Consider the following 14,183-nt stretch of genomic DNA (forward strand, 5'->3'; position numbering starts at 1 on the left):
ATAAGACATCACTTCCATTGTACTTCTGGTGGCAATAGTAATTTGCTAGGGTGATAGCCAGCTGCTCGATAACCCTCTAATAATGAATTAATCGGCCGCGTATATACTTGACCTCGCCAGATGAAATGTGCACTCGCTTGATCAAAGGGCTTGTCATCAAACCATAGAAACACACCTTCCATCATCTTTGGCCAATCATTCCAATCAATCTCTACCACATCGAACATAACTGCTAAGAACGCAGATAGCAGCGTGTCATGACTCACAGCGAGCATTAAATGGCCATCTTGCGGCTGATTCTGGTAAAAAAGCGACAGAATATCCAGACCGCCTTGGTAGGTGTTTTTGGTCCCTTCGAGATTGCCTTGCAAAAAACGATTAATGAAATTTAGGACACCAATCTCTTTGAACACTGGATTGGCTATTTCAGGCTCAGTAACGAGGCTACCAGGCTCTACCAACAGCGACTGGTGTGTAATATCACGCTTTAGACCAGCTCCCTCTTGCATCAGCTGCGCGGTATCGATGCAACGCCCAATAGGACTAGAGATACTATCGACGTCGAGCGAATATGGTAAATGACCTGACAACCACCGCCCCCATGACTTGGCCAATACGCGGCCTTTAGGCGTCAACGGTAACTGATAGCTGGCAAAACCATTACCATCAGAACGCTCACGTAAAGAATGCCTCGTAAATAGAATGAGTCGCTTATTTTCAGGCAATAAGCTGACAGAGGGAATCATACTATCTGGCAGGTGCGAAGGTGCAGGCGCGCTTGGTATGTGACTCGCAAGCTTGTCAGCAGATATTTTTGACAGGGTGTTATTCAAATATTTACTCATGACAACAAGCCTAGCAGATTTCTTATCAGGAATGAACAACAGACAAACCTAGTTGCAATATATCTGATATACCCTCTTCATTTTTTCAAATAAAACGCTTTATTCAAAAGAGTCTATGTCTAGCGTAAGTAAAGGTTTATCAGATACTTAATACGGTTCTAGCCGATATCAATCACTTTGTCCCAAGCAAACTCTAGTGCCGTACTACTGACCTCATTAGGATAGGCTCGTGGATTGACAATCACTCGCGTATTACCGACTTTATAATCAAATGCTTCATGAGTATGTCCATGTACCCAAAGCACCGGTGCCCAATCTTCATGCATCCATCCTGATAAATCACTGACGAAAGCAGCATTACTTGGTAAATCAGCATACTTTTCAGACACCGATAACGCACTGACGCTATGATGACTCATAACTACTGTTTTCTTACCTAATTTATGAGATTCAATTAACGCTTGCTGTAGCCACCGACGATGCTTGGCATGAATCTGCATAGATACTTCAGGCGAAAACAGTTCGGCGCCTGCATAGATTTGCTTATAGTCACGCATAAAATGACGAGCAGCCGCCATTGTGTCTTCATTGGCATGATACTGATAATCTGTCCAAAGCGTACAGCCTAAGATGCGTATATCACCAATATCGATATGCTGACATTGTAATACGCGAACTCCCTTTTCGGACGCAGTATCATAGTTATCCCAGGTTGCCAGTTTATGATCAAAGCTCAATACGTCTTCATCAAAGTATTCATGATTACCAGCGATAGTAATCAGGGGAACTTCTAAGCGTGCTGCTTGTTCTTGTAACCATGGCATACCTTTGTCGCTATTAGCAGTATCCCCTGCTACCAGTACTAAATCTGCATCAGTTTTAGGAATATGTCCAACGGGGTGCGACTGACGTGCATAACTATCAATATGTAAGTCACTCAATATCTGTAATTTCATATTATCCAACATCATTTAGTAGTGTTATTATTAAAAAATTAATTAGCGATAAACGCTCATAATAGTAGTACTGCTATTTATCTAAATGAGCGTTTTTAATATAGTTATTATATTTTATAAAGATTATAAGAATAAATTTAAGTAGTGTAGCAGTTTTTTCTATACCATCAAAAAGTAAAAAGACAGCCATTTAGGCTGTCTTTTTACTCAATACCTACTCAAAATTAAATGCTTTGAAGTATGGTCTGTAGTTTAGCAGCAGGGTCTACAGCTTGAGTTATCGAACGTCCAATAACCAAATAATCAGAACCGTCCGTTAATGCCTGACTTGGTGTACAGATACGTTTTTGATCATCCGCACTGTCTTCAGCTAGGCGTATACCAGGCGTCACCAGTTTAAAGTCCTGACCACATAATGATTTAAGTGTCTTTGCTTCTTGAGCCGAGCATACCACTCCATCTAAACCAGCTTGCTTAGTCAATTGTGCCAGTCGGCTCACTTGGGCATCTAAGCTATCAGTGATACCTGTTTGCATTAACGCTTCGCTATCCATAGAGGTTAATACAGTGACTGCGATGAGTAATGTATCAAGATTTCTATCTAGTAAGCGCTGTTTTGCCAACGACATAGCTTCTAGACCTGCGCTAGCATGAACATTCACCATCCATACACCAAGCTCTGCAGCAGCCAATACGGCTTGAGCAGTGGTATTAGGAATATCATGAAATTTTAAGTCTAGAAACACTTCAAAGTCACGTTGATGCAATGCCTTGATGATATTAGGGCCACAACGCGTAAACAGCTCTTTACCGACTTTCAATCGACATTGAGATGGATCTAGCTGGTCAGCCAGCGCTAAAGACGCCTCTACCGTCATATTGTCTAAAGCGACGACAACTGGAGAGTTAATTACATTATTCATGGGTTTACCATATATTTTGAAGTTATCAAAGTATCTTATTTGAGGTCAACAACAAGGTCGTTGAATTATCGTCTAGCAGATCACCTAATAACTCAATCTCGTTTACGCTTAGTCAGAGTAGAGCCTTCAGTTAGGCTAGTCGCGTCACTATTTTTCCCATTGGTAGCAGAAGCACCATAAACAGCTTCATCTACTGTTGGCGCGCTTGCTTGACGATCGATAACTGTGTTTGCTTGAGTCAATTGCTCTTGTAGGTTTGTATTTGCTTTTTGCAAACGTGAAATTTCCCACTTATTTTGCAATACACGGAACATAAGAAGTGCAAGCAATATACCAATGATGATGCCAAGTATTAAACACAAGATCAGTAGCAACCCTAGATTCATCGTAGGTGCTTGCGAAAACAGCAGGTTGACTCCGACCTCAGTATTATTTGCCAATACCAAACCAAGCGAATAAGCAAAGCTCAAAAACAGCAATACAAATAGTAAAAAGCGCATGAGACAGTTACCTCAGTTTGGAATGATAAATATTGAACAGCTCGATAATCAGTATTAGTTTAACTTACCGTATCATTTACTGCTTCGCGTAAAGCTTTGCCTGGTTTAAAGTGTGGAATCGCTTTAGCTGGTACAGGTACACTTTCGCCTGTTTTAGGATTGCGTCCCATGCGGGCACGGCGATGATGCAGACAAAAACTACCGAATCCACGAACTTCGACTCGGCCATCATTGGCTAAAGTATGGGTCATCAAATTTAAAATTTCACGCACTGCGTCATCAACCACGGTATCTGCCATGCTGTCACAGTTTGCACTCAAATTACTAATAAATTCAGATTTGTTAATCGCTTGCTGCATTATTACACTTGCCTTATTGATTGATGGATAAGCTAATGATGAGTCAATGCTCTATAGTACAAAAATGCGTATGGATAATTAAATTATAAAGACTGAATTTTTAAAACCAATCTTCAGAATTGCATCATGACTATAAAAAGCTTATAACTATCATCTCGTTACTCAATGGTGCAAATGATAGCGGATATTAGCGTAAATGGGAATAAGAGTTTGCCCATTTGGCTAAAAACCTCTATCACTAACCGTGTTGATAAAAGCTAACCATAAAAAAAAGCGACCGAAGTCGCTTTTTTTATATTACTTTTATATCAATGGTTTACAGCTTACTGCATTTGTTCTTTGATCAAATCACCAATAGTTTTTGGCTGTGCATCAGAACCAGTAGCGGCAGTAGTACTTGTGCTGCTTAGTTCTTTGATTGCTTGACGCTCTTCAGCTTCGTCTTTCGCTTTGATAGACAAGTTGATATTGCGTGTTTTACGATCAACACTGATGATTTTCGCTTCAACGTCATCACCAACAGTCAGATGCTTAGTAGCATCTTCAACGCGGTCACGTTGGATTTCAGAAGCGCGTAGATAAGCTTCAACTTCGTCAGCAAGTTCAATGGTAGCGCCTTTAGCGTCTACTTCTTTTACTTTACCATTAACGATAGCACCACGGTCATTGCTCACTAGGTATTCGTTGAATGGATCAGAGCTCAACTGCTTAACGCCTAGGCTGATACGGTTAGCTTCTGCATCTACAGACAGTACCATTGCTTCAACGGTGTCGCCTTTGTTGTAGTTACGGATAGCATCTTCGCCAGTTTCGTTCCAAGAGATATCAGATAGATGAACAAGACCATCAATACCACCGTCTAGACCGATAAAGATACCGAAGTCAGTGATTGATTTGATAGTACCAGTGATTTTATCACCGCGCTCATGTTTCTTATCAAACTCGTCCCATGGGTTAGCTAGAGTTTGTTTGATACCTAGGCTGATACGACGACGTTCTTCATCGATATCAAGAATCATTACTTCAACTTCATCACCCACTTGAACAACTTTAGATGGGTGGATATTTTTGTTGGTATGATCCATTTCTGATACGTGTACTAGACCTTCGATACCTTCAGAAATCTCAGCGAAACAACCATAGTCAGTCAAGTTGGTTACGCGAGCTTTTACAACACTACCTACTGGGTAAGTGCCGCCAACGTTATCCCAAGGATCAGTACCAAGTTGTTTTAGACCTAGGCTAACACGGTTGCGTTCACGGTCAAACTTCAATACTTTAACTTTTAGGTCTTGGCCAACTTCAACAACTTCAGATGGGTGCTTGATACGGCGCCATGCCATGTCAGTGATGTGCAATAGACCATCAATACCACCTAGATCAACGAACGCGCCGTAGTCAGTAAGGTTCTTAACGATACCTTCGATCTCGATGCCTTCTTCAAGCTTGTTCAATAGCTCTTCGCGCTCAGCTGAGTTTTCAGCTTCCATAACTGCACGACGGCTAACAACAACGTTGTTACGCTTTTGGTCAAGTTTGATGACTTTGAATTCTAGCTCTTTGCCTTCAAGATGCGTTGTATCACGGATAGGACGTACATCTACCAATGAACCTGGTAAGAACGCGCGTACTGAACCGATATCTACAGTGAAACCGCCTTTAACTTTGCTTGAAATGATACCTTTAACGATTTCATCGTTATCAGCGATTTTTTCAAGGAAGTTCCAAGTTTCAACACGTTTAGCTTTCTCACGTGACAGCAAGGTTTGACCCATGCCGTTATCAACCGCTTCAACTACGACATCAACGCTATCGCCAACTTCAACTTCAAGTTCGCCTTCTTCGCTTAAAAACTCTTCACGAGCGACGATACCTTCAGATTTAAGACCAGTATCTACTGTGATCCAATCGCTATCGATGGCCACAACAGCACCTGTAATAACCGAGCCACGCTCGATATCTAGGCCCTGCTCTTCAATGCTCGCTTCAAATAGTTCAGCAAATGATTCCATTATGTCTACCTTTGTATAGCCGTATCCTGTCCAGCACAGTACGGATCAAATTTATGATTGTATAGAACGAAATACTGGTTTTATATCCCATGCAATCATATAAAAAAACGTTTGTTGATAGCGAGCTCATTATGGCTAAAACTGACTAACAACAACTGTCTTATATCGAATGCTATATTTCAAATAAGCTAATTTTTTGTTGCTATTTGGATAATATTTAACTCAACCGTGTTATTTTATACTAAAAACATGATTAGTAGGGAAGTTTTTAGTACTTAATATGTTGTTTTTACTAGCTATTAAATTATTAACTATTGAAAAAGATACCTTTATCTTGGCAGTGCTTTTTGACCTGCTCATATACTGCATCAGCATTGAGCGCTGAACTATCCAGTAATAATGCATCTGCCGCAGGCTTCGATGGCGCTGTACTACGATTTTCATCACGGTCATCACGCGCTTTTATCGTCGCTAAAATCGCCTCAAAACCTGCTGTCTGACCGGCATTCGATAACTGTGCCACACGGCGCTCTGCACGCGCTTCAGCACTAGCCGTCAAAAACACTTTGACATCAGCATCTGGGAAGACGACTGTACCCATATCACGACCATCAGCCACTAAGCCTGAACGAGTGGCCATATCTTGTTGTAACTTGAGCAATGCTTGGCGCACCTGTGGAAAGATTGCTATCTGTGATGCGTAGCCACCGACTGTTTCATTGCGTACTTGCTCACCTACCGCTTGTCCATTAACAATGATATCTATACGTCCTGAATCATTATTTGGTACAAATGCTATCTCTAAGCTTTCAGTCAAGGCCAGTACGGCCTTTTCGTCAATCGATTGGCTAGCATCTGCGTTGATTAAACCTGCTTCAAATGCTTTTAAACCAACGATTCTATAAAGCGCGCCAGAGTCTAACAGTTGATAGCCCAGCATTTGTGCTAGACGCCATGTAACCGTACCTTTACCAGCGCCACTAGGACCGTCGATACAAATAACAGGATAACGCACTGATGAAGTACGGCTATCATCTCTATTGAGTAAAACATTGTCAGATGTAAAACTAGTCATAATACTTACTCAATAATATGCGTTATTAATATCACTTATCATATGTTATTAATAAGACAGTACTTATTCGAATGGTCATTATTTAATAGTCTATTGAGATGGGTGCTATTAAATAGGGCGATATTATAGCAAAAAATCATCGTAACCACTAGCACCAAGACGGATATCTTGTTATTAATCTTTTTAGTTTACATACTGGCTTTATTCTTTTTTGCAGCCTGCCTACGCTCACGAAAAAACGTCTTTAATATTTGGCTACTATGCTCGCTGCATAACCCTTTGTAGGCTTGGATACTATGGTTATAAAACGGTTGTAACGACAAGTCCATTTGACTACCAACCATCCCAGCACGTGGTTCACTCGCTGCATATACTAACTTGTTTACACGCGCATGGATTAATGCGCCGATACACATCGTACAAGGCTCTAGAGTGACATATAAGGTAGTCTGCAATGGTAAGCGATAGTTCTCTAGACGTATACAGGCGTCTCTCAAGGCAACTATCTCAGCATGAGCAGTAGCATCATGGCTACTGATTGGTTGATTAAATCCTTGGCCGATAATTTGATTATCATGTACCAGTATAGCGCCTACTGGCACCTCTCCTCGATCAGCACCCTGTTTGGCAAGTTCAATAGCTTGTTGCATCCATTTAACATCTTCAACTGACCAAAAGGTGCTGGTTTGAATATTTGAAGACAGAGGCGATATTAATTTCATGTGCTGTGTATTTTGCATTTATTGTGGTAGTTGCCAGTCAATTGGCGTTTGGCCATATTGCACTAAGTAATCATTCGTTTTAGAAAAGGGTTTAGTGCCAAAGAACCCGCCGCGGTTTGCTGCCAATGGTGATGGATGTACCGCTGTCAGAATCAAATGTTTATCCGTATCGATATACTTACCTTTCTTTTGGGCCTTACTACCCCACAAAATAAATACGGTATGCTTTGTCTGTTCATTAACTGCATCAATGACAGCATCCGTAAACTGCTCCCAACCTTTATTCTGATGACTGTTTGGCTCGCCTTCTCGTACAGTCAGTGAGCTATTAAGCAATAGAACACCTTGCTGCGCCCAATATGTCAAATCACCATGCGATGAGGGGCGAATACCAATATCATCTGCCATTTCTTTAAGCAAGTTATTCAACGATGGTGGTTTTGGAATGGCTTTAGGAACAGAAAATGATAACCCCATAGCCTGACCTGGACGATGATAAGGATCTTGGCCCAAGATTACCACTTTGACTTGTGACAAAGGCGTGAGGTTAAGCGCATTGAACATCAATGGTGCAGGAGGATAGATACTATCATCGGACTGATAGGCTTCCTTTAAAAATGCGCGTAGATTATCCATATTCTCAGACGTTAATTCATCTGCTAATGCCGTTTTCCAATCCTCTGGTAAACGGACATTGTCTAAAATCGCTTGCTTTTGTTCTGGAGTCTTGGTTGTCGGTTCATCGAACAATTCCATAGTGCGTCCTTTTTATACTTGTTATCTTGTTATAAGTTCCGTAGCTTTGTTAAAGCCAGTTTACTGTAAATAATCATACTAACAAAAAACGGTGTGCGCTTTGTTGGTGAATTATAGCAACAAAAAAACGGCTACCGCAGTAATGCGGTAACCGTTCTTATGATGTCAACATTAAAAAACTTAGCTGGCTAGAAACTCAGAATCAGAATGTGGTTCATGAGTTTCAACGACTGTCAGTACAATACGGCTATCAGCTGAGCTTTTGTCTGAGGCCTTATCAAGCTTCATCGCATCACTCTCTTTAGAGTCATCGACTTTAGGCTCTAAGGTCAGATGCACCACACCGCCATTGACCAAATCCCCAAACAAAATCATACTTGCCAGTGGTTTTTTGATTTCATCCTGAATCAGACGCTGCATCGGACGTGCACCCATTAGACGGTCATAGCCTTTATCCGCCAAGTAATCACGTACATCATCATCAATCTCTAATGTCACCTGCTTATCATCAAGCTGTACTTGTAATTCAACCAAGAACTTATCAACAACCGATACAACAACTGACGTATCTAGAGGATTGAACTGGATAATAGCGTCTAAACGATTGCGGAATTCTGGCGTAAAGACACGTTTGAGCGACTCTGTATTATCACGGCTATGGTCTTGTTGGGTAAAGCCCATTGACGAGCGACTAATGCTATCAGCACCGACGTTCGTTGTCATAATAACGATGACCTGCTTAAAGATTGCCACACGACCATTATTATCAGTCAACGTACCATGATCCATTACTTGTAGTAACAAGTTGAATACATCTGGATGCGCCTTTTCAATCTCATCAAGCAACAACACACAATGTGGATGCTGATTGATTCTTTCAGTGAGTAAGCCACCTTGATCGTAGCCAACATAACCTGGAGGTGCACCAATCAAACGTGAAGCCGTATGCGCTTCCATATACTCTGACATATCAAAGCGGACTAACTCTACACCTAGCAGATTCGCTAATTGACGTGACACTTCTGTTTTACCCACACCAGTTGGACCTGCAAACATAAATGAACCAATTGGCTTATCAGGTGCTTTCAATCCTGCACGTGATAACTTAATAGCATCAGCTAGCGTGCCAATCGCCTCATCTTGACCAAACACCAAGTGCTTAAGATCTCGATCTAAATGCTCAAGGATACTCTTATCATCACTTGATACAGATTTGGGTGGAATACGTGCTAACTTAGCAATGATAGCTTCAATATCAGCAACATCAATTTTCATTGGTGGTTTTTGACTTTTTGATAAGTTCACATTCTCTGTTGACTCATTACCATCGTTTGCTTTCGCAGCTACGACCTCATCCTGCATTTCGTTATCTGCATCAGTATCGATATCTTCTTCATCAGTATCAATCTGTGCATCAAAATCTTGCTCTAAATCGGTAATAAAGCTTTCTTCAGCTTCGATATCATCGACATCAGGCACTACGCCTAAACGCTTATAAGCACCTGCTTCGTCAATTACGTCAATAGCTTTGTCAGGCAAGAAACGCTCATGAATATGTTTAGCTGATAGCTGTACTGCCGTCACTAACGCTTCATCCGTATACTCAACATTATGAAATTCTTCATAACGTGGTTTTAGACCGCGTAAGATATCGATGGTGTCATCCACACTGGGTTCTTTGACATCAATTTTCTGAAAACGACGTGACAATGCATGGTCTTTTTCAAATACTTGACGATACTCAGTAAAGGTTGTTGAACCAATACAACGCAGTTCACCATTGGCAAGCGCTGGCTTGATAAGGTTCGATACATCCATGTTACTGCTCATAGATGAACCAGCACCAATAATCATATGAATCTCATCAATAAATAAGATTGCATTCGGTTTTTTCTTTAGCGCATCAAGCAATGACTTCATGCGTTTTTCAAAGTCACCGCGGTATTTAGTACCTGCAATCAATGAGCCGATATCAAGGCTATAAATCACGCAGCCGTTAAGTGGTTTCGGTGCTTTGTCATTAATAATTAACCATGCTAAACCTTCTGCGATAGAGGTTTTACCCACACCAGGCTCACCTACTAGCAATGGATTGTTTTTACGGCGACGGCATAATACTTGGGCAGCACGCTCAATCTCAGAGGCACGTCCAATCAAAGGATCCGTTTTACCTTCAGCGGCTCGCTGATTTAGATTAGTCGCAAATTCAACTAAAGGATCTTTACTGGTCTTTTCAGAGGCACTACGGCGCTCAGTGCCTGCTGAGCCGCGCGATTCAGAGGGCTCTTCTTTATCTTGACCATGTGATAAATACTGAGTTAGCTCAAGGCGACTGATGCCTTGTTTTTTGAGCAGGTAGACAGCATAAGTATCATGCTCTGAAAACATAGAAACTAAAATATCAGACCCTTCAACCAAACGACCACCACCGATCGACTGCACATGAAAAATAGCACGTTGCAAAATACGATCAAAGCTCTGAGTTGGCTGCGGAGACTGTTCTGTATCAGCATCGATAGTTGGCGTGTGTTTATTAATATAAACCTCAAGCTCAGTACGCAACGCCGAGACATTAGCATTACAAGCAGTCAACGTATTGGCAGCATGGGTGTTTTCTAATAAGGCCAACAGTAAGTGTTCAACAGTGAGATACTCATGCGACTTTTGGCGCGCAAGCGTCATTGCTAAACGTAGAGAAACTTCAAGATGACGACTTAACATAACAACTTCCTACGGTTATATCTATCTTTATAATTGATAGTTTTATGAATGAGTTAGTAAGTAAATCAGGGCGGTAGATGAATTGTTCAAGGGCTATGTTCGTATTATTAGAAGTCATGAATAAATGAGGTGAGCGGTAGACTGTTTATCAAATACTATAATCTCGCTATCAGCCAACAGTAATCATCACTATCCATGGCCGCTTTTCTTTATATCAACACGATACTTCGGCGGAGTCAATCTATTAACACAGACTAAAATGTATCAAAGCGTGCTACGAGCTAATAGTGACAACTCTAACAACGAATATTAAATAGTGAAAAACTGATTGGGTAAAAAGAGATATTGATACTTGAGAATCTAGTGATGACGTGGTTTTAGCAGCTTTGACTACGGTGCTTAGTCTAAAACTATTAAATGGGAATCTTTAATAGATAGGGTTGTTTGCTATAAAAATCAATACTCTATGGATAATAAATCCATTTTTGAGAGACACTACTTGCATACAAGGAGAATGACTGAAAAGTCGAAAAAGCTCACTATAAAAGCGAGCTTTGATATGAATTAATTAGAGGTGAAAAATAGCAGGTAAAATTTTTGATAGAGCGACATACCGATATAAAAGTTAATAACTGGCTCTACTCGCCTTGATGCGGTTCAATTTGGGTCAGTAATGGATAACCTTCACGGTGTGCCAGACTATTTACTTTTTTGGCTTTGGTTTCGGCGATATCTTTGGGATAAATACCAGCAATACCTTTACTGCTATTATGAATAGTCAACATAATCTCGACTGCAGAATCCATACTATGACGAAATTCTGACTGCAGTATGTATACAACGAACTCCATCGGCGTGTAGTTATCATTGTACATAACGACCGCATACATGGGCGGTTTGGCTATTTCAGGCTCTGCAACCAATACATCTGCTTGCGGTGACGTTTCACCATCGGTATCACCGTCTTGTGCACGATGAGCAGGCATATTGGGGAAGTGCCAATCGGCAACCGTTGGCATGGTTTGTGATATCATTTTTTTCATCATAATCAAAATATAATTATAAGGTAAGTTTAAGATAGAAGGTGTTACTAAGGCAGGCGATAAAGCATGGTATAAAGCACAACCACTAATTGGAGCTATTGGGCTTCGATTTCAACCACACTATCCACTATTGTCACTGAGTATGTTGTTAAGACATGAGGTAATTAAGGTACGATAGGACTTTCATCAATTTCCGGTAAATCTAAGAGCGATGGTAGCATGTTATCCACATTGTCACCGAGCTTCCAGTCATACAGTTGCTCTACCTGTTGACCACCAGCTTGCAAGGTCAGTTTTGCTTGCAACGCTCTAAACCCCGATGGCATTACAAAGCGACCACGTATCCGAACAATACCTTCGATCATATGATAAGTAGGGTCGAGCGGCACTTCTACAAAATCGTCATTATTAAGTAGCGTCAAGACAGGCGTCAAGAGCTTCGCTTGACCATCGCGACTAAGCATCCCAATATCAAAACCATACTCAAAAGCATTTTCAGGTAGTGGCGAAATCTTTGCCCCTAATACTTGTAGAGGCATACCACCTTTCTTACGAATGACATCCGAATATAACTCATTGAGCTGTGACACTTGTTTATTTTCTATCGCTAGTTCTTGTTGGCTGTCACGCAAATCTTTTAAATTAGCCAAACTAATAGCCAGTTCCTGTTTAGCAGTTGCCGCTTGGTTGGTGGCTATCTTGTTGCTAAGGCGTAAGTCTTCTAGTGCTTGTGTCGCTTTAGTGCTATCAATAACTGCTTGCTTAGCTTCTGTTTCCATTAAATGGAGACCACGTTGATAGCCAAGCTTGTGACCGAATACCAGCCCAACCACTGCTGTCACTAGTATTGCCACTACAAATAGCACCAACACCAATGTAGAAGCCCCACGTTGTGAGCTATCAACACCACTTATAGAAGCGCTATGGTTTCCAAAGGAATGCTGTTTGCGCTCCAAGCTATGTATAACCGAGTCTTTACACAATAGACGTGCTGGCTGTAAGCAAAAGCGTAGTACGAACTGAACACGCATTTAGACGGTATCTCTTAAGAGTAAGGGCAAATCATTATAGCTGAATTTATAATCAATACCTAGCACCGTAAATGTGAATGATTGGAATATGAAGTAATTGATATTAAGGAACAATCGGTGCAAAGTTCAATCCCAGTGACTCATCAAAACCGAACATCACGTTCATGTTTTGTACAGCCTGACCAGCAGCACCTTTGACTAAGTTATCTTGAACAACGATAACTGTTAGCTCAGCGCGCTCATTGTCCTGATGTACCGCAATGCGTAAACGATTACTGGCGCGAACACTGCGCGTATCTGGGTAAAGACCTTTCGGCATGACATCAACAAACAACTCTGATGCATAGTTATTTTCAAATGCTTGCTGCCAATCGATAGCCGCGCCTGCATCAGTCAGCTCCATATGGATAGAGCTTAGCATGCCACGAATCATCGGTACTAGGTGTGGTAAAAAACGAACACGGTGCGCGAACTGGCTATCTAATAACTGCGCAATACCCTGCTCAATCTCAGGTAAATGACGATGACCTTCAACGCTGTAAGCTTTAAAGCTGTCTGTTGACTCAGCGTAATTGAGTGCAAGCGATGCTTGACGACCAGCACCAGATACGCCAGATTTCGCATCGATAACGATACGAGACTCAATCAAACGCTCTTCTTGTTTATTCTGCGCTTCGATAATCGGTTTTAGACCCAAAATTGCAGTCGTTGGATAACATCCAGGATTACCCACTAGTAAAGCATCAGCGAGCTTATTACGATTAACTTCTGGTAGTCCATAAACTGCTGTTTTTAACAACTCAGGACAGGCATGCGACTGCTTGTACCATTGCTCAAAGTCCGTCAATGATTGCAAACGAAAATCAGCAGCCAAATCGACAACCTTGACGCCAGCTTGGGTAAGCGCCTCAGCTTGCTTCATCGCTACGCCATGCGGCGTCGCAAAAAACACGACATCGCATTCTTGTAATGCAGCAAGTGTATTATCACCTAAGTCGCTGAAAACAATGTCAGACACACCGCGCAAGCTTGGGAAGATTTCATCAGCACGAGTGCCAGCTTCGCTACGAGAAGTTAATAAATCAATAGAAACTTCAGGATGAGAAGATAATAAGCGAATAAGCTCAATACCTGTATAGCCTGTACCACCGACGATCGCTGCTGAAATCATAAGACACCTTTTTTCATGGTAAATACTAAATATGCACTGATAGATTCTATACTTGCTTATAATGCATAC

The 14,183-nt window shown here is 41.3% G+C and carries 13 protein-coding genes; all 13 read right to left on the minus strand.

Going from position 1 to position 14,183, the window contains the following annotated elements; translation table 11 throughout:
* Nucleotides 1-8 precede the first annotated feature (8 nt).
* Nucleotides 9-845, minus strand: a complete 837-nt coding sequence (locus tag ACT3QN_RS01690) for a histidine phosphatase family protein (protein WP_444522305.1) — start codon at nt 843-845, stop codon at nt 9-11.
* 158 nt (nt 846-1,003) lie between these two features.
* The gene (locus tag ACT3QN_RS01695; RefSeq protein ID WP_444522306.1) at nt 1,004-1,801 is read right to left on the minus strand and encodes a metallophosphoesterase; all 798 of its coding nucleotides are present in this window, start codon (nt 1,799-1,801) and stop codon (nt 1,004-1,006) included.
* Nucleotides 1,802-2,025: 224 nt separating this feature from the next.
* Nucleotides 2,026-2,724, minus strand: a complete 699-nt coding sequence (gene pyrF / locus ACT3QN_RS01700) for an orotidine-5'-phosphate decarboxylase (RefSeq protein WP_444522307.1) — start codon at nt 2,722-2,724, stop codon at nt 2,026-2,028.
* Nucleotides 2,725-2,816: 92 nt separating this feature from the next.
* Nucleotides 2,817-3,224 carry a lipopolysaccharide assembly protein LapA domain-containing protein gene (locus ACT3QN_RS01705; protein WP_444522308.1) on the minus strand — a complete coding sequence of 136 codons (408 nt, stop codon included), beginning with the start codon at nt 3,222-3,224 and terminating at the stop codon, nt 2,817-2,819.
* Between the two features lie 59 nt (nt 3,225-3,283).
* Nucleotides 3,284-3,583, minus strand: a complete 300-nt coding sequence (locus ACT3QN_RS01710) for an integration host factor subunit beta (RefSeq protein ID WP_444519479.1) — start codon at nt 3,581-3,583, stop codon at nt 3,284-3,286.
* Nucleotides 3,584-3,906: 323 nt separating this feature from the next.
* Nucleotides 3,907-5,595 carry a 30S ribosomal protein S1 gene (gene rpsA, locus ACT3QN_RS01715; protein ID WP_444519478.1) on the minus strand — a complete coding sequence of 563 codons (1,689 nt, stop codon included), beginning with the start codon at nt 5,593-5,595 and terminating at the stop codon, nt 3,907-3,909.
* Between the two features lie 307 nt (nt 5,596-5,902).
* Complete coding sequence (gene cmk / locus ACT3QN_RS01720) at nt 5,903-6,670, minus strand: (d)CMP kinase (RefSeq protein ID WP_444522309.1); 768 nt, start codon at nt 6,668-6,670, stop codon at nt 5,903-5,905.
* A gap of 188 nt (nt 6,671-6,858) precedes the next feature.
* Nucleotides 6,859-7,392, minus strand: coding sequence for a tRNA adenosine(34) deaminase TadA (tadA, locus tag ACT3QN_RS01725; RefSeq protein ID WP_444522310.1), 534 nt, complete (start codon nt 7,390-7,392; stop codon nt 6,859-6,861).
* Nucleotides 7,393-7,410: 18 nt separating this feature from the next.
* Entirely contained in the window at nt 7,411-8,148 is a 738-nt protein-coding gene (locus ACT3QN_RS01730) for a uracil-DNA glycosylase (protein ID WP_444522311.1), read from the minus strand.
* 180 nt (nt 8,149-8,328) lie between these two features.
* Nucleotides 8,329-10,869: an ATP-dependent Clp protease ATP-binding subunit ClpA gene (gene clpA, locus ACT3QN_RS01735; RefSeq protein WP_444522312.1), complete on the minus strand. Its 2,541-nt coding sequence runs from the start codon at nt 10,867-10,869 to the stop codon at nt 8,329-8,331.
* Between the two features lie 638 nt (nt 10,870-11,507).
* Nucleotides 11,508-11,903 carry an ATP-dependent Clp protease adaptor ClpS gene (locus ACT3QN_RS01740; protein WP_444519473.1) on the minus strand — a complete coding sequence of 132 codons (396 nt, stop codon included), beginning with the start codon at nt 11,901-11,903 and terminating at the stop codon, nt 11,508-11,510.
* 173 nt (nt 11,904-12,076) lie between these two features.
* Nucleotides 12,077-12,943, minus strand: a complete 867-nt coding sequence (locus ACT3QN_RS01745) for a hypothetical protein (protein WP_444522313.1) — start codon at nt 12,941-12,943, stop codon at nt 12,077-12,079.
* A gap of 103 nt (nt 12,944-13,046) precedes the next feature.
* Complete coding sequence (gene argC / locus ACT3QN_RS01750) at nt 13,047-14,114, minus strand: N-acetyl-gamma-glutamyl-phosphate reductase (protein WP_444522314.1); 1,068 nt, start codon at nt 14,112-14,114, stop codon at nt 13,047-13,049.
* Nucleotides 14,115-14,183 lie beyond the last annotated feature (69 nt).

Source organism: Psychrobacter sp. AOP7-C1-14, assembly GCF_052376135.1.
Lineage (GTDB): Bacteria > Pseudomonadota > Gammaproteobacteria > Pseudomonadales > Moraxellaceae > Psychrobacter.